Genomic DNA, 26,773 nt, shown 5'->3' with positions numbered 1-26,773 from the left:
AACAGGTTCTAATAACGCTGTGAGGGGTGTCAATGCGTGACTTTCGGGAAGTTCAGCCCTGTGCTGATGAAGGGGTTGCGCCGACTGACCTGTCTGCTGCTGCTGTACCCACTGCTCGCCGTGCCGGGCAACTCGGTACCGGCGGGAGCCACGGCACCGGTGCGGCCGAACATCCTCTTCGTCCTCGTCGACGACCTCGAGTACGGCGTGCTGCAGAACTTCCCCAACATCACCGGCCAGCTCGTCCAGCAGGGCGCCTCCTTCGACCACATGTTCGTCACGAACTCCTGGTGCTGCCCTTCGAGGGCCTCGATCCTGCGCTCGCAGTACGTCCACAGCCACACCGTGTGGACCAACACCGCCCCCGAGGGGGGCTTCGACCGCTTCCACACCGCAGGTCTGGAACGCTCCACGATCGGCACCTGGATGAAGGACGCCGGCTACCGCACCGCGCTGATGGGCAAGTTCCTCAATCACTATCCAGGCAAGACGGCGACCGCCGAGTACGTCCCGCCCGGCTGGGACGAGTGGTACGTCCCGGTCAAGCGGCTGTACGAGGAGTACGACTACACGCTCAACGAGAACGGCGACCTGGAGGAGTACGGATGGGAGGAGGACGACTACCTGGCCGACGTCCTGACGCGCGAGGCCGAGGAGTTCGTCACCTCGGATGACGAGCCCTTCTTCCTCTACCTCGCGCCGGTCGCCCCGCACAACCCGGCCAACCCCGCGCGCCGTCACGTCTCGGCGTTCCCCGGCGTGAAGGCGCCTCGCACGCCGTCCTTCAACCAGCAGAACGTCGAGGAGGAGCCCGCGTGGCTGCGCGGCAGGCCGCTGCTCGACCCCGAGGCCGAGGCGCGCGTCGACGAGCGGTACGGGCGCAGGATGCGCGCCATGCTCGGCGTGGACGACATGGTCGCCACCCTGGTCGAGGCGCTGAGGAGGACGGGCAAGCTCGAGAACACCTACCTGTTCTTCGCCTCGGACAACGGCTTCCACCTCGGCACCCACCGCCTGCAGCAGGGCAAGACCACGCCGTTCGAGGAGGCGGTGAAGGTGCCGCTGGTGGTGCGAGGGCCCGGGGTGAAGCCCGGCTCGGCCATCCACGCCATGGCGCAGACCGTCGACCTCGCGCCCACCTTCGCCGAGCTCGGAGGGGCGAGGACTCCCGACTTCGCCGAGGGGCGCTCGCTGGTGCCGCTGCTGCGCGGCCTCACGCCGACGCCGTGGCGGCGCAACGCGCTGATCGAGTTCACCCGTCCCGCCAACAAGAGGTCGGCCAGGCAGACGCCCGTGCCCGCCTACTCGGCGCTGCGCACCGAGACCCACACCTACGTGAGGTACGAGACGGGCGAGATTCAGCTCTACGACCTCACCCAGGACCCCTACCAGCTTCACAACCTGGCCAGGACCGCGCCCGCGGACCTGCTGGCGAACCTGCAGGCCCGTCTCGACATGATGCGTGCGTGCTCGGGCGCGACGTGCCGTACGGCCGACGTCTCCGGCGGATAGCCGAGCCGCGGCCCTAGGCGGAGCAGGTGGCGGCGGCGGGCAGCTCGCCCGCCATGAAGGCGCCAGGGGAGACGCCCATCACCGAGCGGAAGTCGGCGGTCAGGTGCGACTGGTCGTAGTAGCCCGACTCGGCCGCCAGCGACGCCCAGCTGCCGGTGCTGGCCCTGGCCAGCACGTCGCGCACCCTGTCGATGCGGGCGAAGCGCTTGGGCGGCACCCCGACCGCGCCGGTGAACAGCGTGCGCAGATGGCGCTCGCTGATGCCGAGGTCGCGCGCCACGTCGGGCACGCGCGGGGCCGTCCCCTCCTTCGTCGCGTACGGCGGGCGGCGCGAGGCGGAGAGCCTGCCGACGGCGGCGTCCAGCAGCCCCGCCTGCGACAGGTCGGCGGGCGAGCACGAGGCCAGGCGGCCCAGCAGCGCCTCCTCGATCAGCGCGGACTCCTCGCCCGGCCGGTCCTTCATGCGCTCGGCCAGCAGGTCGGCCCGCGCGCCCCACAGCTCGCGCAGCGGCACGACGCGGTCGACGAGCTCGCTCACCGGCACGCCCAGCGCCGCCCTGGCCCAGCCGGGTCGCAGCCGGACGGTGACGCACCGGGAGAGCGCCTTCGGCGTCAGGTAGGAGGCGCGGGTGCGAGGACCGAGCACCATGAGGTCGCCGTGCCCTTCCTCGGACGCCCGGAAGGCGAGCACGGTCGCGGGGTCGGGCTCGCGCACGTGCACGATGCTCTTGTCGTCGACCGCGCTCTCGCTGATCTCCTCGACCCAGACGCTCATGACTCGGACCAAGGCGCGAGCTGTGCCGAATATTCCTATAGGACGACCCCTCTCGGGCGCCACCGTGGAGACATGATCCTGATTACCGGTGCCACGGGCACCATCGGCAGTGAAGTGCTCCGTCAGCTGGCGGACAGGGGTGAGCGGGTCCGCCCGATGGCGCGCGACCTGTCGAAGCTGAGCGTCGAGGGGGTGCGGGGCGACTTCGCCGACCCGGGCTCGCTGGAGCGGGCGCTGCAGGGCGTCGACAGCGTGCTCCTGGTGACCGCCTTCGGCAGGGACCTCGCCAGGCACGACCTCGCCCTCGTCGAGGCGGCCAGGCGGGCGGGCACCAGGAAGGTGGTGAAGATCTCGGCCGTCGGCACCGGCGAGAGCACCGAGGAGAACGACGTGCGCTCCTGGCACCACCCCGGCGAGCAGGCCGTGCGCGACAGCGGGATGGCATGGACACTCCTGCGGCCCGCGGGCTTCGCCTCCAACGCGCTGATGTGGGCGCAGGCCGTCGGCGCGGGCCGGCCGATCCCGAACATGACGGGCGACGGCGGGCAGGGCGTGGTCGATCCGCGCGACGTGGCGGCAGTCGCGGTGGAGGCGCTCACGGGCGAGCACGACGGCAGGACCTACACGCTCACGGGGCCCGAGGTGATCAGCGTGCCGGGCCAGGCGGAGACGCTCGGCGAGGTGCTCGGCCGTGACGTGGCGACGGTGCCGGTGCCGCTGGAGGCGGCGAGGGAGGGGATGCTGGCCTCCGGGATGGACCCGCTCATGGTCGAGGTGTTCATGACGGGCTCCGCCTTCGTCGCGGGCGGCGGGGCGGCCGTGCTCAGCGGCGACGTCGAGGCCGTCCTCGGCCGCGCGCCCCGGAGCTTCGCCGACTGGGCGCGCGACCACAAGGACGCCTTCGCCTGATCATCCCGGGGCGCCTGCTTGCGTGGGGCCTTCGCCGGCCAGCGAGGGATAGGCGTGCGCGAGGTGGTCGGCCACCGCGCGGGCCGCGCCCTGCCCGTCCCTCGCCCCCACCAGCTCGTAGATGCGCCAGTGATCGGCCATCAGCACGTCGGTACGGCCCGCGGCCCGCACCGCCGACACGGAGTAGGCGTGGATCGTCTGGCGCAGGGCTCGCATGGTGGCGGCCAGGAGCCTGTTGCCCGACAGCAGCGCCACCCCCATGTGGAAGGTGACGTCGTGGTCGACGAACTCCTCGAAGGACGCCGCCGCCTCCATGGAGTCGAGCGCCGACCGCATGACCTCCATGGCCTCGGGCGCGTCGACGTGCTGGACGGCCCACTGCTCGATCATCAGCCGGGTGTCGATCACCTCGGGCAGCGCGAGCGAGGCCGTGCCGAGGTGCAGTCGCAGCAGGTCGGCCAGCGCGCTCTCGGGCCTGGAGATGAGCACGGCGCCCGCGTCGGGCCCCCTGCCGGCCTGCGAGGTGATCACGCCGAGCGTCTCGAGCACCCGCAGGGCCTCGCGCACCGACGAGCGGCCCACCTGAAGCTGCTCGGCCAGTTGCCGCTCGCCGGGCAGGCGGTCGCCGACGGTGAGGCCGTCGTCGGCGATGCGCCGCTCGATCTGGGCGATGACATCTTCGAACGTCCGCGACTTCCTCATATGGTCAGACCATACTATGGTCAGACCATACCCAGAAGGGAGTGCCGTGCGAGTCGCCCTGTTCATCACGTGTGTCAACGACACACTCTTCCCCGACACGGGGAAGGCGGTGGTGTCGCTGCTGCGCCGCCTCGGCTGCGACGTCGACTTCCCGAAGGCCCAGACCTGCTGCGGGCAGATGCACGTCAACACCGGCTACCGCGAGGAGGGGGTACGGCTGGCCAGGCACTTCGCCGAGGTGTTCGACGGCTACGACGCCGTCGTGGCGCCCTCTGGCTCCTGCGCGGCGATGGTGCGCGAGCAGTACCCGAGGCTCGGCGTGCAGGCCCCGCCGGTGCACGACCTGTCGGAGTTCCTGGTGGACGTGCTCGAGGTGGAGGACGTCGGCGCGTACTTCCCGCACAGGGTGACCTACCACCCCACCTGCCACTCGCTCAGAGGGCTGCATCTGGGCGACAGGCCCACGCGGCTGCTCAGCCACGTGCGCGGCCTCGAACTGGTGCCGCTCGAAGGGGCCGACGAATGCTGCGGGTTCGGCGGCACGTTCGCGGTGAAGAACCCCGCGATCTCGGCCGCGATGTGCTCCGACAAGGTCCGCAACGTCATGGACACGGGGGCGGAGGTGCTCTGCGCGGCCGACAACTCCTGCCTCATGCACATCGGCGGCACGCTGCGCCGCCAGAAGACGGGAGTGCGCATCATGCATCTGGCCGAGATCCTGGACGCGCGATGAGCGTCTTCATCGGCATGCCAGGAGACTTCCCCGCCAACTCCGCAAAGGCGGTGCAGGACTCCCAGCTGCGCTTCAACCTGCGCAAGGCCACCCACACGATCCGCGGCAAGCGGGCCTCGGTGGTCGGCGAGCTGCCCGACTGGGCGGAGCTGCGGGCCGCGGGCAAGGCGATCAAGGACCACACGCTGCGCCACCTCGACCGCTATCTCGTGCAGATGGAGGAGGCGGTCGAGAAGGCGGGCGGGCGGGTCCACTGGGCGCGCGACGCCGACGAGGCCAATCGCATCGTCACCGACCTGGTCAGGCAGACCGGCGAGAGCGAGGTCGTCAAGGTCAAGTCGATGGCCACCCAGGAGATCGGCCTCAACGAGCACCTGGCCGCGCAGGGCATCACCGCCTACGAGACCGACCTGGCCGAGCTGATCGTCCAGCTCGGCGACGACTTCCCCAGCCACATCCTGGTGCCGGCCATCCACCGCAACCGCTCGGAGATCCGCGAGATCTTCCTGGCGAAGATGGGCGACGCCCCCGCCGACCTCACCGACGAGCCCGCCGCGCTGGCCGAGGCGGCCAGGCTCCACCTGCGCGAGCGCTTCCTGCGCAGCAAGGTCGCCATCTCGGGCGCCAACTTCATGATCGCCGAGACGGGCACCTGCGTGGTGCTCGAGTCCGAGGGCAACGGCCGGATGTGCCTGACGCTGCCCGAGACCCTGATCAGCGTGGTCGGCATCGAGAAGCTGCTGCCCACCTGGCGCGACCTGGAGGTCTTCCTCCAGCTGCTGCCGCGCAGCTCCACCGGCGAGCGGATGAACCCCTACACCTCCACCTGGACCGGCGCGACGGAGGGCCAGACCTTCCACCTGGTGCTGCTCGACAACGGCCGCACGAACGTCCTGGCCGACGAGGTCGGCCGCCAGGCGTTGCGCTGCATCCGCTGCTCGGCCTGCCTCAACGTCTGCCCCGTCTACGAGCGGGCGGGCGGCCACGCCTACGGCTCGGTCTATCCGGGGCCGATCGGCGCCATCCTCACCCCGCAGCTGCGCGGCCTCGGTTCCGACCTCGACGCCTCGCTGCCCTACGCCTCCACGCTGTGCGGGGCCTGCTTCGAGGCCTGCCCCGTGGCGATCGACATCCCCGAGGTGCTGGTCGACCTGCGCGCCAAGGTGGCCCACCCGCGCGCCGAGCGCGCGGGCATGCGGGTGGCGGGATGGGTGCTGGCCAAGGAGGTACGGCTGGCCAGGGCCCAGCGCCTGGCCTCGCGCTTCCGCAAGCTGGTGCCCAAACGCCTGCCCGGTCCGCTGTCGGCCTGGACCGACACCAGAGACCTGCCCGAGATCCCCAAGGAGTCCTTCAGAGAGTGGTGGGCCCGCAATGAGCGAGCGTAGCGAGCGACCAGGCAGACACAGCGCTCGTAAGGAGATTCTCGACAGGGTGCGGAAGGCGGTCGAGGGGGCTGCCGAGGTGGAGATCCCGCGCGACTACCGCATGACCATCCCCCGCGACGACCTGGTCGCCCACTTCGCCGAGCGCGTCGACGACTACCGGGCGATCGTCCATGTGGTCCCCGCCGCCGAGGTGCCCGCGCTGGTCGCCGAGGTGACCGAGGGAAAGCGCATGATCGTGCCAGGGGGAGCCGCGTTCGCCGTCGGGCAGGCCGTGCCAGAGGACGAACTGCTGACCGCCGACGGCGTGGTCACTGGCTGCGCCGTCGCCATCGCCGAGACGGGCACCATCGTCCTCGACGCGGGTCCCGACCAGGGGCGCAGGGCGCTGACGCTGGTGCCCGACTACCACCTGTGCGTGGTGCGGGCAGACCAGATCGTCTCCGGCGTTCCCGAGGCGGTGGCCAGGCTCGACCCCGCGCGACCGCTCACCTGGATCAGCGGCCCCTCGGCCACCAGCGACATCGAGCTGAACAGGGTCGAGGGCGTCCACGGCCCCCGCACCCTCGAGGTGATCGTCAGTACCTGATCACCGCCGCGACGTCCTTCACCTCGGGTGAGAACCACAGCTCGGTGTCCGTCATCGCGGCCGCCCTGGCGATCGCGGAGTCCGCGCGGTCCTGGACCGGCGCCTCCACCCCCCACCTGCGCAGCTCGTCGGCCTCGATCGACAGCTGCGTGCCCCCCATGCCCGTCCACACCAGCTCGGGGAGCTCACCCGGCAGCAGCACCGCGTGGGCCCTGCCCTCCCGGAGGGCGCGCGCCACCTGCTCGATGCCGACAGGCCCCTCCGCGTCGCGGTGCCTGTCGAGCAGCTCGCTCCTGCGGCGTTCGATCCAGGAGTCGAGGCTGATCTCCGCGTCGCTCTCGTAGGGGCCGTGGTCGGCGCGGCTGCCGTGCTCGACCATCATCACCCTGTCAGAGGCCTTGGTGCCCAGGTGGTCGCAGACCAGCGAGCGCGACTTCGGCTCGCCCGCCACCACGACCAGCTCCGCGCCGATCCTGCGCACCTGCTCGTCGATCTCCCTGGCGACGGCCGAGGCGTTGTGCTCCCAGCCCTCGTCCACCATCCGCTCGTACCTCTTCTGCGACCAGCCGCCCTGTGCCGTCTTCTGCAGCGGCCACCGCTCGGCCTCGGCGGTCGTCCTGCGCGGCGACCCGCCGCCGAACACCGTCACCTCCGCGCCCGCGTGGTCCACGATGACGCGCAGGTGCGGCACGTTCTCGCCGCGCAGCATCAGCAGCGGTGTCACGTGCGGCAGCGGCGACCAGCGCGCCTGCTCCTGCGGCGGCGGCTCGGAAAGCGTCTCGGCCAGCATCAGCTCGCCTCCCGCCGCGAACATGGCCTGGCCGGGGGCGGGGTCGGTCGCGGCCTCCTCCAGCGCGTCGAGTGTGGTCTGGTCCGCCTCCTCCATGCCCTCTCTCAGCGAGCGCCAGCGTCGTCGTCTGTCCTCGGTGCTCAACCCCGCGAGGTAGACCGAGGCGTAAGGCCCCTGCCGCTCGTACATCGGGCGGGCGAAGTCGAGCCTCACCTCACCACCTCTTTCGCTCGATGCCCAGTCCGAGCTCCTTGGCCACCGCGGCGATGTTGGCGAACCTGGTGCCTTCCGGCAGGCCGTCCACGGCCTCCAGCACGAAGTCGGGGGCCGAGGCACGCTCGGCGTGCGCCCTCAGCGTTCCCCTGTCGGCGGGGTAGTCGGCGTCGCTCAGCCACTTGGCCAGCTCACTGCGCCGGTCCACGCCCTCGGCTGAGATGCCCTCAGGTGTGCCCGGCTCGTGCCCCGGAGGATAGGAGCCCCGCGGCGGCGGATCCTCCTGCTGACGCCACTCCTCCACGTGGGTGGAGTTCACGCCGTCCTGCTTCTGGTCGTCGTCCAGCCTGGGCCCGTGCTTGTCGCTCTCGCGGCTCATGCCTCATACACCCCTTTCCAACTGCCCGAATATCCGCCCCTACCCGCGCGCCCCCCGGCAAACATCGGGCTTGTATGGTTTGCGCACTGCTTGGAGCACCTAGGGGAACTGTGAGCGTTTTTGACCCTCGCCTGCGGATCACGACCGACCGGTTGGTCCTTCGGCTCTTCCAGTCCGACGACGCGGGGAGGGTCAGAGCCGTCGTCGAGGCGGGCCATCGGTTCCTGCCGCCGGGAGCGCCCGGCCACGTGGCCGCCATCGCCCACTGGCTGTCCACGGGCGTGCACGAGCTCCAGCGGTCCGGCCAGGGCGTGCACCTGGCGATGATCGACGCCGAGCAGCGCGTGGTCGGCGCCATCAGCCTGTTCAGGACGCAGTGGGGCGCGGGCATCACCGAGGTCGGGTACGGCGTGCACCCCCTCCACCGAGGCCGCGGCTTCGCCACCGAGGCCGTGCGCGGCCTGTCGGCGTGGGTGTTCGCCACCACCGAGCTGCGCAGGATCGAGCTGCGTGCCAACCTCGACAACGGCCCCTCGCTCAGAGTCGCCGAGAAGGCCGGCTACGCCTACGAGGGCGTGCTGCGAGGGGCGGAGCTCGAGGATGACGGCCCGCACGACCTGGTCGTCTTCGGGCTGCTGCGCGGGGCCATCGGCGCGCCCAACGTCTTCCCCCACGAGGAACTCCTCACGCCGCGCCTGCTGCTGCGCCGCTTCACCCCCGACGACGTGCCCGACCTGACCGCCACCGCCGCCGACGAGCTCACCCAGCTGCGCACGGGCCTGCCGCGCGACTACACCGAGGGGCACGGCCGCGCCTACGCCCTGCTGATCAGCGAGCAGCACCGCCTCAGCGGAGGGGGCATCGCCTGGGCGGTCGTCGAGAGGGAGACGGGACGCTTCGTGGCCAGCGTCGACCTCAAGGGCACCGAGTGGGGACACCGCGCGACCGAGGTGGGGTACATGACCGCGCCGTGGGCGCGCGGCAAGGGGTACGCGGGTGAGGCGGTGCTGGGGATCGCCAGATGGCTGTTCGGCGGGCACGGCTTCCAGCGGCTCCAGCTGCGCGCCGCCGTCTCCAACCTCGCCTCCCAGCGGGTGGCGGAGAAGGCGGGCTTCGTCAGGGAGGGCGTGGCGCGCAACGGGACGGGAGACGAGGACCTGGTGATCTTCAGCCTCGTCCCCTCGGACCTTCCGTGACGGCGGCCGGCCCCGCGCGCCCGGGGAGCGTGTCCCTGGACTGACGCCGGGCCCCGCGGAGGATGGCGCGTGGGCGGGCTTGCCGTACACACTGGGTCCAGAGGACGGTGAGTCGGATGATCACGGTGATCGGCTGGGACGGAGCGCCACTGTCGACCAGGGCGAGCGACTGTCTGCGACAGGCCACGCTCGTCGCGGGACCGGGACGGATCCTCAGGCACCTCGATCTCCCCGAGCCGGGCGGCGAGCTCCTCGCCACCCTCGACGAGCACCTCGAACACGGCGAGGGACCCGCCGTCGTCTTCACGGAGGGCGATCCCGGCTTCTTCGGCGTCGTGCGTGAGCTGCGCGGCCACGGGTTCAAACCGGCAGTGATCCCGGCCACCTCGCTCGTCACGCGCGCCTTCGCCCGAGCCGGCCTCAACTGGGAGGACGCCCTCGTGGTCGCCCCCGACGGTCCCGGCCGGCTCAACAGGGTCGTCAACGCGTGCCGCGCCCACCACAAGGTCGCGCTCATCGTCGCCCCCGGCGTCGGCCCCGCCGAGATCGCCAGGGAGCTCGCGCCCACCACCCCTCGCGCGCTCATCGTCTGCGAGGACCTTGGAGGGCCCGACGAGCGCGTCACCCACAGCCGCATGGGCGAGGCCACCACCAGGCCATGGAAGGACCCCGACGTGGTGCTGGTCATCGACCCGCTCTACCGCCCGGCCGAGGCCGCCGAGGCCGCCTGGGTCGCGGGGGCGCGTCCAGGCCCCGACGAGTGGGCCGTCGAGGGCGATCTGCCGCCCGAGGTCAGCGCGTACGTGCTGGCCAAGCTCGGCCCCCGTCTCGGCGACCTGGTCTGGGACGTCGGCGCGGGCTCGGGCGGCATCGCGGTCGAGTGCGCCAGGCTCGGCGCGGCCGTCGTCGCCGTCGAACGCGACGACGACTCCTGCGCCAGGCTGCGCGCCAACGTCATCCGCCACGGCGTCAAGGTCGCGCTCACCCGAGGCCAGGCCCCACCCGCCCTCGAACCCCTGCCCGACCCCGACGCGGTCTTCGTCGGCGGCGGCGGCCCCGACGTGATCGTCGCCTGCGCCGCCCGCCTTCCCTTCCGGCTGGTCTGCACCCTCAAGACCGTCGAGCAGGTGCCCTCCGTGCTCGAACGGCTGAAGCAGCACGGCTACCGCGCCGAGGGCACCCAGATCCAGGCATCACGCCTGGTCGTACAGCCTGACGGCGCCCACGCGCTGGCGGCCGCCGACCCCGTGTTCGTCGTGCATGCACGCAGAGTGACCTGGGCATGAGCTCTGCGAATCGGATATCCTCGCGTTTCTTGTCTACGTACCCCCAGGTCACAGGCGTGGAGATCCCCTTCATGAAGCCGCCGCTGCTGCTCATCGGGCAGGGCTCGCACGACGACACAGGTGCCGCCGAGTTCGGAAGGTTCGTCCACAGGTTGCGTTGCCGCCTGGAGGAGAGCTCAGCCGAGGTCTCGGGCGGCTACCTGGCCAAAGCCAAACCTCGTCTCAGCGAGTCCGTCGCCTCCCTGGTCGCCAGGGGTCACCATCGTCTGGTGGCCCTGCCGCTCAGCCTCAGCCGCATGGGGGAGGAGTTCCCCGCCGCCATGGCGTTGGAGCAGGAACGGCACCCCACGTTGATGTACGACTACGGCCGTCCCCTCGGCCCCGACCCCCGCGTGCTGACGCTGCTGGCCGAACGGCTGGCGGAGGCCGCCGCCGACGCGCCGAAGCTGCGTCCGATCGAGGAGGTCATGCCGCGGCTCAGGGTGGTGCCCTCGGTGCCCTTCGAGGAGCCCGCGCAGCACATCGAGCTGGGCGAGACGGCCGTCGTGCTGGTCGGCGAGGGCTCCACCGACCCTGCCGCCAACGCCGAGGTGCACAGGGTCTCGCGGCTGTTCTGGGAGACCCACGCCTACGACTTCATGACGGTGGAGACCGCGTTCGTCTCCGTCACCCCTCCTGGCGTGCCAGGAGGGCTCGAGCGCTGCAGGCGCCTCGGCGCCCGGCGCGTCATCGTCGTGCCGTACCTGCTGTTCGCCGGCGGCATGCTGGAGCGCGTCTGGGCCCAGGCCCTGGCCTACGGCGCGGGACACCCCGACCTCGACATCCGCTGCGCCGAGGTGATCGGCGACTGCGAGGTGCTGGCCGACGTCGTGATCGACCGCTACGAGGAAGCGCTGCAGCTGGCCGAAGGGGTCTCCGCATGACGCTGCGGGAGACCCTGGCCCGCGTGGCGGCGGCCTCGCCGTCCGCCATGGCGCAGGCCAGGGCGCACCAGGGCCGCCTCACCAAGCCGCCGGGCTCGCTCGGCGCGCTGGAGGAGGTCGCGGTGCGCCTGGCGGGCGCGGCGGGCGTCAGCCCGCCTCCCATGCCCGAGCCGGCCGCGCTGGCCATCTTCGCCGCCGACCACGGCGTCCACGCCCAGGGGGTCTCGCCGTGGCCGCAGGAGGTCACGCTGCAGATGGTCGCCAACTTCCTCGCGGGCGGTGCGGTGGCCAACGCCTTCGCCGCTCAGGTCGGCGCGTCGGTCACCGTCGTCGACGTGGGGGTCGCAGGTGAGCTTCCCGTCGCCGAGGGGCTGCTCTCCCGCAAGATCGCGTACGGCACGGCGGACCTGTCCCAGGGCCCCGCGATGACCGTTCCGCAGGCCGTCGCCGCCCTCGAGGCCGGCATCGAGGTGGCCTCCTCCCTGGTGGCCTCGGGCGCCCGCTGCCTGATCACCGGCGACATGGGCATCGCGAACACCACGGCGTCGGCGGCGCTCATCTGCGCCTTCACCGGCAGGGACGCGGCGCGGGTCACGGGACGCGGCACCGGCATCGACGACACGACCCACGCCCACAAGATCGCCATCGTCCGCCAGGCCCTCCACGCCAACGGCCTGCCATCCACGGGCCTCCCGACCCCCGCACCCGCGGAGAGCGGCCAGGGCAGCCCGGGCGGACGGGAACCGCTGGAGGTCCTCGCCGCCCTGGGAGGGTTCGAGCACGCCGCCATCGCCGGTTTCATCCTCGGCGGCGCCGCCGCGAGAGTCCCCGTGATCCTCGACGGCGTGATCGCCGGCTCCGCCGCCCTGGCCGCCGCGGCCCTCGCGCCCGCCGCGATCGACCACTGCGTCGCGGGGCACCGCTCGGCCGAGCCGGGTCACGCGGCAGCCCTCGACCACCTCGGGCTGCGCCCGCTCGTGGACCTGGAGCTCCGCCTGGGCGAGGGCACGGGGGGCCTGCTCGCGCACCCACTCGTCTGCGCCGCCGTACGGGTGATGCACGACGTGGCCACCTTCGACTCCGCGGGTGTCACGGAGAAGCAGTCGTAGTGACGTAGACCCGGTAGGTTTGCCTCCTAACACACCAATCATCGCGAACGGGAGATCCGCCGTCATGAGCCCCTACCTTCTCGGCCTGCGCCTCTCGGGCCGCCGGGTGCTCGTCGTGGGCGGCGGACGGGTCGCCCAGCGACGCGTTCCCGCACTGCTGGACGCGGGCGCCGAGATCACCATCGTGTCGACGAGCGTCACCCCCGCCCTCGACGACCTCATCGCCGCGGGACGCGTCACCTGGGAGGCCAGGCCGTACCAGGTGGACGACTGTGACGGCGCCTGGCTCGTGCAGGCCTGCACCAGCGACAAGGCCGTCAACACCGCCATCGCCGCCGAGGCCGAGGCCAAGCGGATCTGGTGCGTGCGCGCCGACGACAAGGACGCCTCAGCCGCCTGGACACCCGCCAGCGGCAAGGTCGACGAGATCGGCATCGCCGTCACCGCGGGCGGCGACCCGCGCAGGGCGGCGGGCATCAGGGACGCCGTGGTCAGCGCGCTGCGCGACGGCACCGTCGACGCGCGCCGCAACCGCACCAAGCCGGTCGGCGTCGCGCTGGTCGGCGGCGGCCCTGGCGACCCCGGGCTGATCACCGTGCGCGGACGCCAGCTGCTCGCCCAGGCCGACGTGGTCGTGGCCGACAGACTCGCCCCCCGCGCCCTGCTGGACGAGCTTGCCCCCGACGTCGAACTGGTCGACGCGGCCAAGGTGCCGTACGGCAGGTCGCTGTCCCAGGAGAAGATCAACGAGCTGCTGATCTCGCACGCCCGCCAGGGCAAGTTCGTCGTCAGGCTGAAGGGCGGCGACCCCTACGTCTTCGGCAGGGGCGGCGAGGAGATGCTCGCCTGCGCCCGTGCGGGCATCCCCGTCACCGTGGTCCCCGGCATCACCAGCGCCGTCGCCGTCCCCGCCTCGGCGGGGGTTCCCGTGACGCATCGCGGTGTCAGCCAGGAGTTCCACGTGATCTCGGTGCACGTCGCGCCGGACCATCCGCAGTCGACCGTGGACTGGCCAGGACTGGCCCGTTCCGCAGGCACGCTGGTGCTCATGATGGCCGTCGAACGCATCGGCGCGATAGCTGAAACGCTCATCCGCGACGGACGTTCCCCGGAAACTCCCGTAATGGTGGTACAGGACGGTACTCTTCCGACCCAGCGGGCCGTCACGGCCTCGCTGTCCACCGTGGCCGACCGAGTGGTCGCCGCCGGAATACGGCCGCCGGCGATCGTCATCGTCGGCGACGTCGTGCGGGTGGGCCAGGAGGTCGAGATGGTTCGAGCGGAGCGCGTGCCGTGAGATCGGCTGGTGACGCCCCCGAGTCGGTGGGGGAACAGACCCTCAACTTCCGTGCGATCAGGGACGACGACGATCCCGATCGCGTCGCCGACGAGCCCGAGGCGGTCCGGAGGGCAGACCCTTCCAGCGATCCTGACGCCGAGCCGGCGGGTGACTTCTTCGCGTTCGCCCGCCCCGCCTCGCACGACCGTCCACGGGCGGGGGACACCGAGGACGACCTCGACGATTCCGACACCCTCGACCCCGAGCCCGCCTTCGAGACCCTCGAGCCCACCTCGGCCGAGCCCTCTGACGACTTCGCTCCCTTCGGTCGTTCCGACGACACCTTCAGGCCTTTCGGCGGACCGGCGCCCGCTCGCGACAGCTTCACGCCTTACCGGGCGGCGGAGCCACCTGTCGACAACTTCACCCCGTTCCGCAGCTCAGGGCTCCGCCCTCCCGCCGACGCCGCCCCTTCGCCTGCGCCACCCGCCCGCGAGGAGCCGGCCACCGACGTTCCCTGGGCGACCTCCGGCGTCCGCGGTGATGAGGCGGACGATCCCGAGGCGGTCGTGGACTTCGAGGTGATCGACGCCGACACCGACGACGCAGAGGGTGACGCCCTCGAGGATCTCTCCCACGACGCCGAGCCCGGCGGCGTAGAACCCGACAGCACGGGAACCGAGAGCGCGGAGGCCGACAGCGCGGAGGCCGACGGCACGGGAGCCGGTAGCGCGGGGACCGACAGCGCGGAACCCGACAGCACGGGAACCAATAGCGCGGATCCCGACGTTTCGGCGATCGAGAGAGCGACGACTCGCGGCACGGCAGCCGATGGCTCGGCGCCCCACGGCTCGGCGCCCCACGGCTCGGCGCCCCACGGCTCGGCACCCCACGGCGCGACGGCCGACGGTTCGGAGGCCGATGCCGGGCTCGAGGGTGTGACGGCCGACGACCCGGAGGCCGACGACCTAGAGATCGGCCGTGGGCTCGAGGGCGCGGGTGGCGGGGTCGAGGCCGGCGATGCCGTGACCGGCGAGCCCGCCGTACCCGAGCAGCTCGTTGAGGTGGACCTGCCCGACGCGGCCGCGCAGGCGCTCACCGCCGCCCTCGACGCTCTCAAGGAGGCCGTGGCCGACCTGAGGTTCGGGCTCGACCTGCCAGGATCGGAAGAGGCCAGGCAGGCGCAGGAGGAGATCCTCACGCAGCTGCGCGACTACGTGCTGCCGAGGGTGCGCGTGAGCGCCGCCCCCGCGCTGATCGTCATCGCGGGCTCCACGGGCGCGGGCAAGTCCACGCTGGTCAACACCCTGGCCGAGAAGAACGTCAGCCGCACGGGCGTGCGCCGTCCCACCACGGGCATCCCCGTCCTGGCCTGCCACCCCGACGACAGGGGCTGGTTCGCCGGAAGCGACCTGCTCGGCGGGCTCGAGCGGATCGAACGGCAGAGCAGGGAGGCCGCGCCCGACAGCCTGGTCCTCGTCACCACCGAACGGCTTCCGCAGGGCGTGGCGCTGCTCGACACCCCCGACATCGACTCCGTCGTCGAGGAGCACCACGAGATCGCGCGCCGCATGCTCGACGCCGCCGACCTGTGGGTCTTCGTCACCACGGCCAGCCGCTACGCCGACGCCCCCGCATGGAACCTGCTCAGGCTGGCCAAGGAGCGCGCCGCCAGGGTCGCCATCGTCCTGTCGCGCGTGCAGCCCAAGACCAGGGACGTCGTGGTCAAGCACTTCGTCAGGATGCTCACGGAGTACGGCCTCGGCGAGGTCGAGCGCTTCGTCATCGAGGAGTCGGCCGTCGCCGACGGCAGGCTGCCCGACGGCGAGATGACCGAGCTGCGGATGTGGCTGGCCGAGCTGTCGGTGGACGAGGAGCGGCGCGCGCAGGCCGTACAGGAGACCCTGAACGGCGTGCTGAACAGCTTCCGCACCCGCGTGCCCGCGCTGGCCAGGTACCTGGAGGGCCAGGTGGCCTTCCGCGGAGAGCTGCGCACCGACGTCGACGCCGCCTACTCGGGCGCGCTGACGCACATCGAGAGCGCCGTGCGCGGGGGGACGCTGCTGCGCGGCGAGGTGCGCGCCAGGTGGCAGGACTTCGCGGGCTCGGGTGACCTCACCCGCAGCTTCCAGCTGCGCAAGAAGCGCAGGCCGGTGCCGCCCGAGCGGATCACCGCCTTCCGCGCAGCGCTGCGCACCGCGCTGGAGTCGCTGATCACCTCGGCCGCGCACCAGGCCGCCGACGAGGTCGCCGCCAGATGGCGGCGACGTTCGGAGCTGGCCGCGGGGCTCGACAGGCCCTCCGACGACCTGGCCCGCCGTACGGGCAGGGCCGTCGCCGCGTGGCAGGAGTACGTCATCGAGCTGCTGAGCACCGACGGGGTGACCAAGCGCTCGCTGTCGAAGGTGGTGTCGCTCGACACCGAGTCGCTGTCGCTGCTGTTCATGGTGGGCCTGTTCAGCGCCGACGAGCTGCCACAGAAGCTGCTGAAGGGGCTGCTGGGCGCGGAGGCGCTGCGCAGCATCAGCGCCAAGGCCCTCAGCGACCTGCGCGCGAGGATCGTCATGCTGTTCGACGAGGAGGCCATGCGCTACGTCAGGGCGCTCGACGCGGCGGGCATTCCCGACGAAGCCGCCGCGACCCGCCTCTACCAGGCCACGTACAACCTCGAGGTCGCTCGATGAGCATCTACTCCGTCACCAAGCCCGGCCTCGGGGCCAGGCTCGCCGCGCTCTCCAAGGTCGTGGAGCTCGGCCAGGGACGGCTGGAAGCCAAACTGCTCGATGACGCTTCCCAGCTGCTGACCCGTGCGGGCGAGCGGCTCAAGCTGTCGTCCGACCACACCGTCGTCGCGCTGGCGGGCGGCACGGGCAGCGGCAAGTCGTCGCTGTTCAACGCCATCTCCGGCCTGGAACTGTCCCCCACGGGCGTACGCCGCCCGACCACCGCCCGCACCCACGCCTGCGTCTGGGGGCTGGAGGGCGCGGGGCCGCTGCTCGACTGGCTGCAGATCCAGTGGCGCCACCGCTTCGCCAGGGCCAGCGCGCTGGACAAGGGCGAGAGCCAGCTCCACGGCCTGGTCCTGCTCGACCTGCCCGACCACGACTCCATCAGGGCGCTGACCGACCCCGAGGCCGACCGCCTCATCGGCCTGGCCGACATGGTGGTGTGGGTGCTCGACCCGCAGAAGTACGCCGACGCCTCCACGCACCGCCGTTACGTCGCCGAGCTGGCAGGGCACGACGCGGTCACCGTCTTCGCGCTCAACCAGTCGGACAAGCTGTCGACCGAGGAGGTCGCCGAGCTCGTCATCGACCTCAACGACCTGCTGCGCCGCGAGGGCGTGTCGCAGCCGTCCGTGGTGCCGACCTCGGCCGTCACCGGACGCGGCATCGACAGCCTCAAGGGCGTGATCGCCGACGCCGTCTCCAAGCGCAGGGCAGCCATCCAGCGCCTGGACGCCGACGTCGACCGTGTCGAACGCCGGCTCGAACAGGCCATGCCCGTCGGCGCCGCGCTGGCCGCGCCCTCCTCCGTCGACGCCGCGCGCAGGGTCGGACTGACCGACGCCCTGTGCGACGCGGTCGGCGTGCCCGCCGTCGGCGAGGCCATGGAGAGCGTCTACGCCTCCCGCTCCGCCTCCTGGATCTCCTGGCCGTTCGCCCGCATGGCCTCGGCCATGAGCGGCGACCCGCTCAAGAGCCTGCGCCTCGGAGACCTGCGCGAGGAGATCAGGTCGCTGGCCGACGGCGCGGTCACCGCGCAGTCGTCCGAGGTCGACAACGCCGTCCAGGCGCTGAGTGACGGCCTCACAGTCGGGATGAACGAGGTGTGGCGCTCGTCGGTGCACCACGCGGCCCGTTCGAGGGCGGGGCAGCTGCCGCAGGCGCTGTCGGACGAGCTGTCCGAGGTCGCGCCGCAGCTCGACAGGGTGCCGCTGTGGTGGCGCCTGCTCAAGGGCTGGCAGTACCTGCTGGTGCTGGCCTTCGTCGCGGGCCTGGCCTGGATCGGGTTCGCGCTCGTCTTCGGCGTCTTCGGGGCGGGCAGGGTTCCCGACTCGCTGGCGCTGTTCGGCGACGCGGCGACGCTGCCGTGGGTGGGCCTGATGACCGCCTCCCTGCTCGGGCTGGGAGCGCTGTCGGCGGTCGCCTCACGCAACTTCGTGGCGCTCGGGGCGGCGTCGGAGCGCGACAGGCTGGAGCGGGAGATGCGCAGGCGCGTGGGCGCGGTGGCGGAGAGCATGGTGGTGGAGCCGGTGGAGCGGGAGCTGACCCGCCATCACGAGTTCTACACGGCCATGAAGGCCCTGTCGGGCTGAGCGCGCGCCTCGGTCGGTCCTGTCGGGCTGGGCCCGCGCCACGGTCGGTCCACAGGGTCGTGGCGTCTCGGGGCGTCGTCCACAGAATGCGGTTCGGTTCAGTCTCCCCACGCCCCTGCACGACAACGTTTCCCCATGCAGCGGGCGCCCGGCCCGCCACATGGGAGGCACGATGAACGACATCTACATCACGCTCACCGGCAACGTCGCAGCCCCGCCCCGCCAGCACACCTTCACCGACGGGTCGCGGGTCACCTCGCTGAGGGTGGCCACCAGGCATCGCTTCTTCGACAAGAAGACCCAGGAGTGGTCCGACGGCGAGACCGTCTTCTTCGCGGTCCGCTGCTGGCGCACGCTGGGCGACAACGTGGCCCAGTCCTTCCAGGTCGGCCACCCCGTGGTCGTCTGCGGGAAGCTGCGCATCAGGGAGTTCGGCCCCGACGGCGACCGCCGCTTCATGCCGGAGGTGGAGGCCAGCTCGATCGGCCACGACCTGCGCTGGGGGGTGGGCGCCTTCTCCAAGCCCGAACGGTCGGGTGGCATCGGCACCCTGAGCAGGGAGACCCGCGAGAGCCTCGACGAGTCGACCCAAGACTGGGCGATGTCGGGCTCAGGCAACGTCCACCCGTTCACGGGCAGGCACACGCCGTCCGACGCGACACTCGTGGAGGAGGCCGCCTCGCCGGAATGGGCCTCAGCCGCTCGCTCTGCCGGGTCGCCGTCCGCAGGCCAGGGTGTTACGGCGGCCGTCGTCCCGGCATTCGCCGGCCGCTCCGTCGCGGACTCGCCCGGAGACCCGGCTGATGCTCTCGTGGAGGGTTCCCCTGGAGACAGGGTGGACGGTTTCCCGGAAGCTGCCATGGGCGGTTTCCCGGCAGCTCGCGTGGACGCGGCCACGGGAGCTTCCTCGGGAGACGCCTCCGAGGCGGCCGGTTCCTCGGGTGTCGATGCGGCCAGATCCTCGGGCGGCGACGTGACCGAGCCTGCCGGTGAGGGCGGCCAGGACGACGGCTCGGAGGTCAGCGGCGCTGGTCGAGACGGCGCTGGTCGAGACGGCGCTGGTCGAGACGGCGGGCAGCCCGGTGGTGCCGGCCGGGTGCGTGTTCTGACCGGCGATGACGCGTCTCGCACGGTCGGCCGCTCTCGTCGCGTGAAGGCCGCCTGACAGGATGACCCGGTGTCAGGTCCGCGCTGATCGGACGCTTCCGGCGCGGGCCTGACGCTGCGGCGCGTCAATGGAAGCCTCTCGGCTGCGACACGGCACGGCGCGGTTGTTCAGGGGCACGTCACGGCGAGGTTTCAGGGGCAGGTCACGGCGAGGTTGTTCAGAGGCAGGTCACGGCGAGGTTGTTCAGGGGGAAGGTGTGCGGCACCACGGAAATCTGGTGGAGGGGGCATCGGCCGCATGCGGTGAGATCGCGGGCACCGAGCCCGGCTGCCCGGAGGGGCCGGCCGATGGTTTTCCGTGTCAGATGGCTAGAGCACCTGTCAGGTCCAGGTGACGCCCCGCACCATGGCTGCTCCTTTCCCGCACGGCTCGCTCGCGGAGTGAGCGGTATTCCATTTCCAGGCCACCAGACGTGGGTGGCCATGGTGCCAAGGTAGCGGTTCCCGTCGCGCAACGCACACTCTGCAACTATTGTGTTACACATCGTTAGTCAGGGAGGAGACGAGATGGCGGCGACCAGTCACACCTCGATCAGACCTCGTGACAGTGTGTCCACACTTGCCAGCCGGTGGCCGTTGCTCGCGCAACGCCGGCCCCTCGTCGTCTACCTCATCGGGATCGTCGCGCTCGATCTCGTGGCGATCGGGTTCTTCGCGACGTCGGCCCCCTATCGCTGGCCCGATGCGCTGATGTTCGCCGCCCTGATGGCGTGTGGCGCGGCCTGCATCGAGGCGACGCGACGCCTCGGCATGCCCGCGGGCGTCTCACGCGACCTGTTGTCGGCCTGGTGGCTGCCGGTCGCGCTGCTGCTTCCGCCGATCTACGCCCTGCTGGCGCCGATTCTGTTGCAGGCACTGCTCCAGGTGCGGGTCAGGGCCACGGTGGTCTACCGGAGGGTCTTCAGCTCGGCGGCCATCGGGCTAGCGGGGGCGACGGCCTCGGTGGTCTTCCACACCCTGGTGCCCGACGTCTCCGTGCTGTCGAGAGGCGAGGGAACCCCGATCATGCTGGCGGTGGGGTGTGCGGCGCTGTTCGCCGTGCTCAACACCGCGCTGATCGCGGTCGCCGCGCACACCGCCGACCCCGACACCCACTGGCGCGACGTCCTGTGGGACAGGGAGAGCGCGATCCTCGACATCGTCGAGCTGTGCCTCGGCGTGGTCGTGGCCATCGTGTGCGGGCTCAACCTGGCGCTGCTCGTTCTCGCGCTGCCTCCGGTCGTGTTGCTGCAACGCAGCCTGCTCCACGCCCAGTTGCAGGCGGCGGCCCGCACCGATCCCAAGACCGGCCTGCTGAACGCCGCCGCCTGGCAGCGCGAGGCCGACACCGAGATCGTCAGAGCCAGGCGCACCGGCGAGACGCTGGCGCTGCTGATCATCGACATCGACCATTTCAAACGGGTCAACGACGCCCACGGTCACCTGGTCGGCGACCAGGTTCTGGTCGGGGTGGCCGCGACGCTGCGCAGCCAGTTGCGCGACTACGACGTGGTCGGCAGGTTCGGCGGCGAGGAGTTCGTCGTCCTCCTGCCCCGCGCCGACGTCTCCGAGGCCCGCAGGGTCGCCGAACGTCTGCGCAGCCGCGTCGGCCGCATGGCGGTGCCCGTCGACGACGCCCTGATCACCGTGACCATCTCTGCGGGTGTGGCGATCATGAGCATCCACGGCGACGATCTCATCGAACTGCTGGCCGCGGCCGACCTCGCGCTCTACAGGGCGAAGGAGCTCGGGCGCGATCGCATCTGTATTCCGGCGGTGCAGGCGGTGCCTTCCTCCTCTCCGGAGACAGTCGACGACGCCACCGCCTGAGCACGCTCACCGCTTCCCGGTCCAGCCTCACGTCAGCAGCCCCTAAGCTAGAGACCATGCCGGAGTACATCTACACGCTGCAGCGCGTGCGCAAGGCGCACGGCGACAAGGTTGTCCTTGATGACGTCACCCTGTCGTTCCTGCCCGGAGCCAAGATCGGTGTCCTGGGCCCGAACGGCACCGGTAAGTCGACGCTGCTCCGGATGATGGCCGGCCTGGAGCAGCCGTCAAACGGCGAGGCCAAGCTCATGCCGGGGTTCACCGTCGGCATGCTCCAGCAGGAGCCCCCGCTCAACGAGTCCAAGACGGTCCTCGGCAACGTGCAGGAAGGCGTCGCCGAGACGATGGCGATGCTCAACCGCTACAACGAGATCGCCGAGCAGATGGCCACCGACTACAGCGACGAACTGCTGGAGGAGATGGGCAAGCTGCAGGACCAGCTCGAGCACCGCAACGCATGGGACCTCGACTCCCAGCTCGAGCAGGCGATGGACGCCCTGCGCTGCCCGCCGCCCGACGCCGACGTCACCACGCTGTCCGGTGGTGAGCGCCGCCGTGTGGCGCTGTGCAAGCTGCTGCTCGAGGCGCCCGACCTGCTGCTGCTCGACGAGCCGACCAACCACCTCGACGCGGAGAGCGTCCAGTGGCTCGAGTCGCATCTGGAGAAGTACGCGGGCACCGTCCTGGCCGTCACCCACGACCGCTACTTCCTCGACAACGTCGCGGGCTGGATCCTCGAGCTCGACCGCGGCCGCTGCTACGCCTACGAGGGCAACTACTCCACCTACCTGGAGGCCAAGGCGCAGCGTCTCAAGGTCGAGGGCCAGAAGGACGTCAAGCGCAAGAAGCGCCTCGAAGACGAACTCGAGTGGGTCCGCTCGAACCCCAAGGCCCGCCAGACCAAGAGCAAGGCCCGTCTCCAGCGCTACGAGGAGATGGCGGCCGAGGCCGACAAGCACCGCAAGCTTGACTTCGAGGAGATCCAGATCCCGCCGGGCCCGCGTCTGGGCACCACGGTGATCAGGGCCGAGGAGCTCACCAAGGGCTTCGGCGACCGCCTCCTCATGGAGAACCTGACCTTCGACCTGCCCCGCAACGGCATCGTCGGCGTCATCGGCCCCAACGGCGTCGGCAAGACCACGCTGTTCCGGATGATCACCGGCAGCGAGTCGGCCGACACCGGCTCGATCATCGTCGGCGACACCGTCAAGATCTCCTACGCCGATCAGAGCCGCGGCGGCATCGAGCCGAACAAGAACGTCTGGGAGGTCGTCTCCGACGGGCTCGACCACATCAAGGTCGGCAACGTCGAGATGCCGTCCCGCGCCTACATCGCCGCATTCGGCTTCAAGGGCCCCGACCAGCAGAAGAAGGCCGGTGTCCTGTCGGGCGGCGAGCGCAACAGGCTCAACCTGGCGCTCACTCTCAAGCAGGGCGGCAACGTCCTCCTGCTCGACGAGCCGACCAACGACCTCGACACCGAGACCCTGTCCAGCCTGGAGAACGCGCTGCTCGACTTCCCGGGTTGCGCCGTGATCACCTCCCACGACCGGTGGTTCCTCGACCGCATCGCCACGCACATCCTGGCGTGGGAAGAGGGCTCCAACTGGTTCTGGTTCGAGGGCAACTTCGCCGACTACGAGAAGAACAAGGTCGAGCGACTCGGCGCCGACGCGGCGCGCCCGCACCGCGTCACCTACCGCCAGCTCCGCCGCGACTGACAACCGCCGCCCCGGGGAGGCCACCCCTTCCCGGGCCGACGCCCATTTGGTCTTCTCTCCGGGCCCGCTTCGAGGTAGTCCCTCGGTGCGGGCCTGAGCGCTGATCTGGCTCGTCCGCGCCCCTTCGGCACGGCCCCTTTTTCGGGTCTGTCATCGCCTCGCCCTTTCCGCACGTCTCCGGCCCCTGGGGGCGTGCCTGGAGTGGGCTTCCAGCGCGGGCCTACGTCCCGGTGGGCTCTGCGGGCGTGCCTTGCGTTGGGCGTTCAGCGTGGGCGTACGTCCCGGCGGGTTTGCGGGCGTGCCTAGCTGGGCTCTCAGTGGGGCCTGCGCGTCCGCGGGGGTTTCTGTGGGGGCGCCTTGCGCTAGGCGTTCAGTGCGGGGCTACGTCCCGATGGGTTCTGCCTTGAGCTGGGGGCTTCCGGGATGGGACAGCGCGTCTCCGTGGGCTTGCGGGGCGGCTGGCCTTGGTGCGGGTCTGCACGCCCACCTCCCCGTACGGCCAGCCCTCAAGCCCCACCCGGAGCCTCCGGCAGCCCTCTGTCCAGGGAGACGCTCCTCGGGCGCGCGGGCCGGTCGCCGTTACGCGGTGGAAAGTGTTCCACCGCGACCAAGACCCCAGGACAGATCGTCCCTAGCATGGTGGGCATGGCACGCAAGTCCTCCGGTGCGTGGGAGTGGAGCCGCACGGCTCAGACGCGCAAGAGCATGCTGCAGGCGGCTCGTGAGGTGTTCGGCGAGCACGGCTTCGCCGAGGCGAACGTCTCCGACGTCGTCACCCGCGCGGGGTCGAGCGTCGGCAGCCTCTACCACCACTTCGGCGGCAAGGCCGAGCTGTTCATGGCGCTGTGGGAGGACCATCAGCTCGCCCAGGAGCAGGCGTCGGCCTCGAGCGTCGCCAAGGCCAGGCAGGACGGCGTGGACGACCCGGTCGAACTGCTCATCACCGGATCGCGCGCCTACCTCACGGGGGCGTGGGAGAGGCGCGACCTGGTCAGGCTGTTCATGGACGGCGACGGGCCACCGGGGTTCGAGCTGCTGCGCCGTACGAGGGGGAGGCAGTGGCTCCGGCAGAACGCGGCGCTGCTGGGGGCGGGGGCCGAGCCGATCGACAGGTTGACGGTCGCGGTGCTGACCACGGTGATCGGCGAGGCGGCACGAGAGGTGGCCACCAGCGACACCGAGGAGGCCGCCTGCGAGGTGATCGAGGCGGCCGTGGTCCTGATCAGACGCCTGGACCCGGTCTCCCGCCACCCCGACCCCGCCGCATGACCCTGGAGCCGGGAGTCCTTGCGGGCCTGGGGCGCGGCGGTTCTAAGGTCCCATGCGTCTGGGAAGTCCTGATCTGAGGAGCCCTCGCGGGTCTGGTCGTGGGATTCTGGGGTCCCGTGAGTCGAGGAGTCCATCCGAGCCTTGGGAGACCTGTGGGTCTGGAGTATTGCGCGGCTTTGCCGGTTCGCCGTGAGCTTGGGCCGCATGAGCCTCGCGTTGTCGGAGCTCGGACCGTGTCCGGGGGCTGGGTGATAAACCGCTCGATCCCGCTCCGTGCCGTGCCATGTCCCGCATACCGGTGACGGAGCGCTGTCCTTCCCCGAACCCGTCCAGTGGCGCTGGTGTCTTCGCGGACCTGTCCCGTAGCGCTGGTCCCTTCAACGAGCTGCGAGGGTTAGCGGGGTGCTGGTGTCGGGTGGTGGGGCGGGGATGGATACGGTGTGGGCGTGGTTGAACGATCCCTCGCACGCGCCAGCAAGCACGTCTTCCCCCGCACGGTCCGGTTCGCCGACATCGACTCCCAGGGGCACGTGAACAACGTCCGCTTTCTCGACTACCTCGAGGACGCGCGGTTCGGGATGCTGCACGTCGACCTCCACAAGGAGGGCGAGGAGACGTTCAAGGGTCTGGTGGTGGCCAGGCACGAGATCGACTACCTGCGTCCGCTCTCCTTCCGGGCCGACCCCGTGCTGGTCGAGACGTGGGTGACCGAGATCAGGCCGGTACGGTTCACGCTCGACTACGAGATCCGTGACGACGAGGAGGTGTTCGTCAGGGCGCGGTCGGTGATCGTCGCCTACGACGTGGAGAACGCCGCCCCCCGCCGCCTGTCACAGAACGAACTGACCTACCTCCGCCGCTTCGCCTGACCTCCCGGCCTGGAGCGGGAAACCGCAGAGGCCGACGGAGGCACCAGACCCGGAAGCCGGGGGGTGCCGGGGAACCACTGAAACCTACTGAACCTCGGGTGGGGGAGCTCGTGAGGGGCACGGGCGGAGTGGAGTGACGATGCCCCCCGGATGCGGGCGCGAGCCCGATGGAGCTCCGCGTCGAGTCGGTGTAGCTCGGTCCGCTCCGCGTGCACAGCGTCGGGGCCGTGCACGCGCAGGGACCGGAAGGACGCTCCCATGAGTGACAGGGCGGCAGCGCGCGTCATGATCAGGAGCCTCATGACGCCGAGCGGGGGGCCGCCTTCTACGCCTGCAACCAGGCGGCGGTGTCGGGCGGCAGGGAGTCGCCGGTGATCGGTCCGCTCGACATGATCAGATGGTCGTACGGCGGCAGCGGTACGGGCTCGGGGCCGCAGTTGATGACGCAGGTCAGCGAGCCACGGGTGAAGAAAAGCGCACCCTCGGGGGAATCCATCCACTCCAAGTGGTAAGGGATCGATCGCACCAGGTCACGGCGGCAGGCGAGCGCCCTGCGGTAGAACTCGAGGGTCGAGTCGCTGTCGCCGCTCTGCGCCTCGGCGGTCAGCGCGGCGAACGTCCCCGGCTGGGGCAGCCACGGGTCCACGCCCTGGGGTGAGAAGCCGAACGGCGCCGCGTCGCCGGACCAGGGCAGCGGCACGCGGCAGCCGTCACGCCCGGGAAGAGTCCCCTTCGACTGGAAGAAGATGGGGTCCTGCCGGGCCTCGGGTGGAATGTCCTTCACCTCGGGAAGGCCCAGTTCCTCCCCCTGGTAGAGATAGGCCGATCCGGGCAGCGCCAGCATGACCAGGAGGGCGGCCTTGGCTCGGGCGAGACCGGTGCCGGGGTCGGCGGTGTCGTAGCGGGTGCGGTGCCGTACGACGTCGTGGTTGGACAGCACCCAGGTCGCGAACGGGACGGTGCCCAGCGTGTCGTCGATGACCTTCTTGAACGCCGTCGGCGACCACGGCGCCTGCAGCCAGGCGAAGTTGAAGCTCTGGTGCAGCTCGTCGGGCCTGACGTACAGCGCCAGGTCGGCCGCGCTGTCGGTCCAGACCTCGCCGACGGCCATGCGCTCGCCGGGATACGACTCCAGCAGCTTGCGCCACTGCCTGTAGACCTCGTGCACCTCGGGCTGGCCCCAGATCGGCGAGACCGACATGAAGGACTGGTCGCCGACGTCCGGCAGGCCCTCCGCCTTGTACAGGCCCATCGCCACGTCGATGCGGAAGCCGTCGACCCCGCGATCGAGCCAGAACCGCAGCACGTCGAGGAACTCCTCGTGCACCTCGGGGTTGCGCCAGTTGAAGTCGGGCTGTTCGGGCGCGAACAGGTGGAGGTACCACTGCCCGTCGTCGACCTGGGTCCAGGCGGGCCCGCTGAAGGTGGACTGCCAGTTGTTGGGCTCGTCGCGGAAGACGTAGCGGTCGCGGCCCCGGCCGGCCAGCGCCTCCTGGAACCAGGGATGCCCGGAGGAGCTGTGGTTGGGCACGATGTCGACCAGCACCTTCATGCCGTGCGTGTGCGCGTCGGCCACCAGCGCCTCGAAGTCGGCGAGCGTGCCGAACAGCGGGTCGACGCCGCGGTAGTCGGCCACGTCGTAGCCGCCGTCGGCCATGGGGGACGGGTAGAAGGGGGTCAGCCAGATCGCGTCCACACCCAGCTGGGCCAGGTACGGCAGGCGCTCCCTGACCCCCACCAGGTCGCCGACGCCGTCTCCCGAAGCGTCGGCGAAGCTGCGGACGTAGATCTCGTAAACGACGGCGTCACGCCACCAGGGGATATCCATGGTGCGAATATTGCC

At 71.0% G+C, this 26,773-nt stretch carries 22 protein-coding genes; 17 read left to right on the top strand and 5 right to left on the bottom strand.

Annotation, left to right across the window (positions count from 1 at the left end):
* The first annotated feature begins 36 nt into the window (after nucleotides 1-36).
* Nucleotides 37-1,512 carry a sulfatase family protein gene (locus ABFX55_RS24285; protein ID WP_346124572.1) on the top strand — a complete coding sequence of 492 codons (1,476 nt, stop codon included), beginning with the start codon at nucleotides 37-39 and terminating at the stop codon, nucleotides 1,510-1,512.
* Nucleotides 1,513-1,525: 13 nt separating this feature from the next.
* Here the strand turns inward: ABFX55_RS24285 and ABFX55_RS24280 are convergent, their stop codons facing one another.
* Entirely contained in the window at nucleotides 1,526-2,287 is a 762-nt protein-coding gene (locus ABFX55_RS24280) for a helix-turn-helix domain-containing protein (protein WP_346124570.1), read from the bottom strand.
* 72 nt (nucleotides 2,288-2,359) lie between these two features.
* Between ABFX55_RS24280 and ABFX55_RS24275 the strand changes: the two genes are divergently transcribed.
* Complete coding sequence (locus tag ABFX55_RS24275; RefSeq protein ID WP_346124568.1) at nucleotides 2,360-3,196, top strand: NAD(P)H-binding protein; 837 nt, start codon at nucleotides 2,360-2,362, stop codon at nucleotides 3,194-3,196.
* Here ABFX55_RS24275 and ABFX55_RS24270 read toward each other — a convergent pair whose 3' ends face one another.
* Nucleotides 3,197-3,898: a FadR/GntR family transcriptional regulator gene (locus ABFX55_RS24270; RefSeq protein WP_346124566.1), complete on the bottom strand. Its 702-nt coding sequence runs from the start codon at nucleotides 3,896-3,898 to the stop codon at nucleotides 3,197-3,199.
* A gap of 46 nt (nucleotides 3,899-3,944) precedes the next feature.
* On the opposite strand from ABFX55_RS24270, the gene ABFX55_RS24265 reads away from it, so the two are divergent.
* The 3 genes from ABFX55_RS24265 to ABFX55_RS24255 are packed head-to-tail and all read left to right on the top strand — an operon-like array spanning nucleotide 3,945 to nucleotide 6,602.
* The gene (locus tag ABFX55_RS24265; protein WP_344831196.1) at nucleotides 3,945-4,631 is read left to right on the top strand and encodes a (Fe-S)-binding protein; all 687 of its coding nucleotides are present in this window, start codon (nucleotides 3,945-3,947) and stop codon (nucleotides 4,629-4,631) included.
* Nucleotides 4,628-6,016 carry a lactate utilization protein B gene (locus ABFX55_RS24260; RefSeq protein ID WP_346124564.1) on the top strand — a complete coding sequence of 463 codons (1,389 nt, stop codon included), beginning with the start codon at nucleotides 4,628-4,630 and terminating at the stop codon, nucleotides 6,014-6,016. Before ABFX55_RS24265 ends, ABFX55_RS24260 begins: the two co-directional genes overlap by 4 nt.
* Nucleotides 6,003-6,602 (top strand): LutC/YkgG family protein, encoded by a 600-nt coding sequence (locus tag ABFX55_RS24255; protein ID WP_346124563.1) that lies wholly within the window; start codon nucleotides 6,003-6,005, stop codon nucleotides 6,600-6,602. Before ABFX55_RS24260 ends, ABFX55_RS24255 begins: the two co-directional genes overlap by 14 nt.
* Here the strand turns inward: ABFX55_RS24255 and ABFX55_RS24250 are convergent.
* The gene (locus tag ABFX55_RS24250; RefSeq protein WP_346124561.1) at nucleotides 6,592-7,605 is read right to left on the bottom strand and encodes a baeRF2 domain-containing protein; all 1,014 of its coding nucleotides are present in this window, start codon (nucleotides 7,603-7,605) and stop codon (nucleotides 6,592-6,594) included. The genes ABFX55_RS24255 and ABFX55_RS24250 overlap by 11 nt on opposite strands.
* Before the next feature lies 1 nt (nucleotide 7,606).
* On the bottom strand, nucleotides 7,607-7,984 hold the full coding sequence (locus ABFX55_RS24245) for a DUF2795 domain-containing protein (protein ID WP_346124560.1): 378 nt from the start codon (nucleotides 7,982-7,984) through the stop codon (nucleotides 7,607-7,609).
* A 110-nt stretch (nucleotides 7,985-8,094) separates the two neighbouring features.
* Here ABFX55_RS24245 and ABFX55_RS24240 point away from each other — a divergent pair, with 110 nt between their 5' ends.
* From ABFX55_RS24240 to ABFX55_RS24185, 12 genes are all read left to right on the top strand, one after another.
* On the top strand, nucleotides 8,095-9,180 hold the full coding sequence (locus tag ABFX55_RS24240; protein ID WP_346124558.1) for a GNAT family N-acetyltransferase: 1,086 nt from the start codon (nucleotides 8,095-8,097) through the stop codon (nucleotides 9,178-9,180).
* Nucleotides 9,181-9,296: 116 nt separating this feature from the next.
* A complete protein-coding gene (locus tag ABFX55_RS24235) occupies nucleotides 9,297-10,466 on the top strand; it encodes a bifunctional cobalt-precorrin-7 (C(5))-methyltransferase/cobalt-precorrin-6B (C(15))-methyltransferase (RefSeq protein ID WP_346124556.1) in 1,170 nt (389 codons plus the stop codon).
* A 29-nt stretch (nucleotides 10,467-10,495) separates the two neighbouring features.
* Nucleotides 10,496-11,389: a sirohydrochlorin chelatase gene (locus ABFX55_RS24230; RefSeq protein ID WP_346124554.1), complete on the top strand. Its 894-nt coding sequence runs from the start codon at nucleotides 10,496-10,498 to the stop codon at nucleotides 11,387-11,389.
* Entirely contained in the window at nucleotides 11,386-12,498 is a 1,113-nt protein-coding gene (locus ABFX55_RS24225) for a nicotinate-nucleotide--dimethylbenzimidazole phosphoribosyltransferase (RefSeq protein WP_346124552.1), read from the top strand. The genes ABFX55_RS24230 and ABFX55_RS24225 overlap by 4 nt, the downstream gene beginning before the upstream one ends.
* Before the next feature lie 64 nt (nucleotides 12,499-12,562).
* Complete coding sequence (cobA, locus tag ABFX55_RS24220) at nucleotides 12,563-13,795, top strand: uroporphyrinogen-III C-methyltransferase (protein WP_346124550.1); 1,233 nt, start codon at nucleotides 12,563-12,565, stop codon at nucleotides 13,793-13,795.
* On the top strand, nucleotides 13,792-16,461 hold the full coding sequence (locus ABFX55_RS24215) for a GTPase (RefSeq protein ID WP_346124548.1): 2,670 nt from the start codon (nucleotides 13,792-13,794) through the stop codon (nucleotides 16,459-16,461). Before cobA ends, ABFX55_RS24215 begins: the two co-directional genes overlap by 4 nt.
* Nucleotides 16,458-18,095 (top strand): P-loop NTPase family protein, encoded by a 1,638-nt coding sequence (locus ABFX55_RS24210; RefSeq protein ID WP_346124546.1) that lies wholly within the window; start codon nucleotides 16,458-16,460, stop codon nucleotides 18,093-18,095. Before ABFX55_RS24215 ends, ABFX55_RS24210 begins: the two co-directional genes overlap by 4 nt.
* 172 nt (nucleotides 18,096-18,267) lie before the next feature.
* Nucleotides 18,268-19,260: a single-stranded DNA-binding protein gene (locus ABFX55_RS24205; protein WP_346124544.1), complete on the top strand. Its 993-nt coding sequence runs from the start codon at nucleotides 18,268-18,270 to the stop codon at nucleotides 19,258-19,260.
* Between the two features lie 551 nt (nucleotides 19,261-19,811).
* Entirely contained in the window at nucleotides 19,812-21,071 is a 1,260-nt protein-coding gene (locus ABFX55_RS24200; protein WP_346124543.1) for a GGDEF domain-containing protein, read from the top strand.
* Between the two features lie 56 nt (nucleotides 21,072-21,127).
* Nucleotides 21,128-22,792: an energy-dependent translational throttle protein EttA gene (gene ettA / locus ABFX55_RS24195; RefSeq protein ID WP_346124541.1), complete on the top strand. Its 1,665-nt coding sequence runs from the start codon at nucleotides 21,128-21,130 to the stop codon at nucleotides 22,790-22,792.
* 645 nt (nucleotides 22,793-23,437) lie between these two features.
* Nucleotides 23,438-24,061 (top strand): TetR/AcrR family transcriptional regulator, encoded by a 624-nt coding sequence (locus tag ABFX55_RS24190; protein ID WP_346124539.1) that lies wholly within the window; start codon nucleotides 23,438-23,440, stop codon nucleotides 24,059-24,061.
* A 446-nt stretch (nucleotides 24,062-24,507) separates the two neighbouring features.
* Nucleotides 24,508-24,930: an acyl-CoA thioesterase gene (locus ABFX55_RS24185; RefSeq protein ID WP_346124537.1), complete on the top strand. Its 423-nt coding sequence runs from the start codon at nucleotides 24,508-24,510 to the stop codon at nucleotides 24,928-24,930.
* Nucleotides 24,931-25,255: 325 nt separating this feature from the next.
* Here the strand turns inward: ABFX55_RS24185 and ABFX55_RS24180 are convergent, their stop codons facing one another.
* A complete protein-coding gene (locus ABFX55_RS24180; protein ID WP_346124536.1) occupies nucleotides 25,256-26,758 on the bottom strand; it encodes a glycoside hydrolase family 13 protein in 1,503 nt (500 codons plus the stop codon).
* Nucleotides 26,759-26,773: the final 15 nt, after the last annotated feature.

It is taken from the genome of Nonomuraea roseola (assembly GCF_039535395.1).
Lineage (GTDB): Bacteria > Actinomycetota > Actinomycetes > Streptosporangiales > Streptosporangiaceae > Nonomuraea > Nonomuraea roseola.
Note: the sequence above shows the minus strand (reverse complement) of the source record. Positions and strands in the feature narration are given on the sequence as shown.

Bases quoted from the DNA above. Each gene is read 5' to 3' on its own strand.
- ABFX55_RS24280 (WP_346124570.1), bottom strand. From the start codon at position 2,287: ATGAGCGTCTGGGTCGAGGAGATCAGCGAGAGCGCGGTCGACGACAAG.
- ABFX55_RS24275 (WP_346124568.1), top strand. From the start codon at position 2,360: ATGATCCTGATTACCGGTGCCACGGGCACCATCGGCAGTGAAGTGCTC.
- ABFX55_RS24270 (WP_346124566.1), bottom strand. From the start codon at position 3,898: ATGAGGAAGTCGCGGACGTTCGAAGATGTCATCGCCCAGATCGAGCGG.
- ABFX55_RS24260 (WP_346124564.1), top strand. From the start codon at position 4,628: ATGAGCGTCTTCATCGGCATGCCAGGAGACTTCCCCGCCAACTCCGCA.
- ABFX55_RS24255 (WP_346124563.1), top strand. From the start codon at position 6,003: ATGAGCGAGCGTAGCGAGCGACCAGGCAGACACAGCGCTCGTAAGGAG.
- ABFX55_RS24245 (WP_346124560.1), bottom strand. From the start codon at position 7,984: ATGAGCCGCGAGAGCGACAAGCACGGGCCCAGGCTGGACGACGACCAG.
- ABFX55_RS24235 (WP_346124556.1), top strand. From the start codon at position 9,297: ATGATCACGGTGATCGGCTGGGACGGAGCGCCACTGTCGACCAGGGCG.
- ABFX55_RS24225 (WP_346124552.1), top strand. From the start codon at position 11,386: ATGACGCTGCGGGAGACCCTGGCCCGCGTGGCGGCGGCCTCGCCGTCC.
- cobA (WP_346124550.1), top strand. From the start codon at position 12,563: ATGAGCCCCTACCTTCTCGGCCTGCGCCTCTCGGGCCGCCGGGTGCTC.
- ABFX55_RS24210 (WP_346124546.1), top strand. From the start codon at position 16,458: ATGAGCATCTACTCCGTCACCAAGCCCGGCCTCGGGGCCAGGCTCGCC.
- ABFX55_RS24205 (WP_346124544.1), top strand. From the start codon at position 18,268: ATGAACGACATCTACATCACGCTCACCGGCAACGTCGCAGCCCCGCCC.
- ettA (WP_346124541.1), top strand. From the start codon at position 21,128: ATGCCGGAGTACATCTACACGCTGCAGCGCGTGCGCAAGGCGCACGGC.
- ABFX55_RS24190 (WP_346124539.1), top strand. From the start codon at position 23,438: ATGGCACGCAAGTCCTCCGGTGCGTGGGAGTGGAGCCGCACGGCTCAG.
- ABFX55_RS24180 (WP_346124536.1), bottom strand. From the start codon at position 26,758: ATGGATATCCCCTGGTGGCGTGACGCCGTCGTTTACGAGATCTACGTC.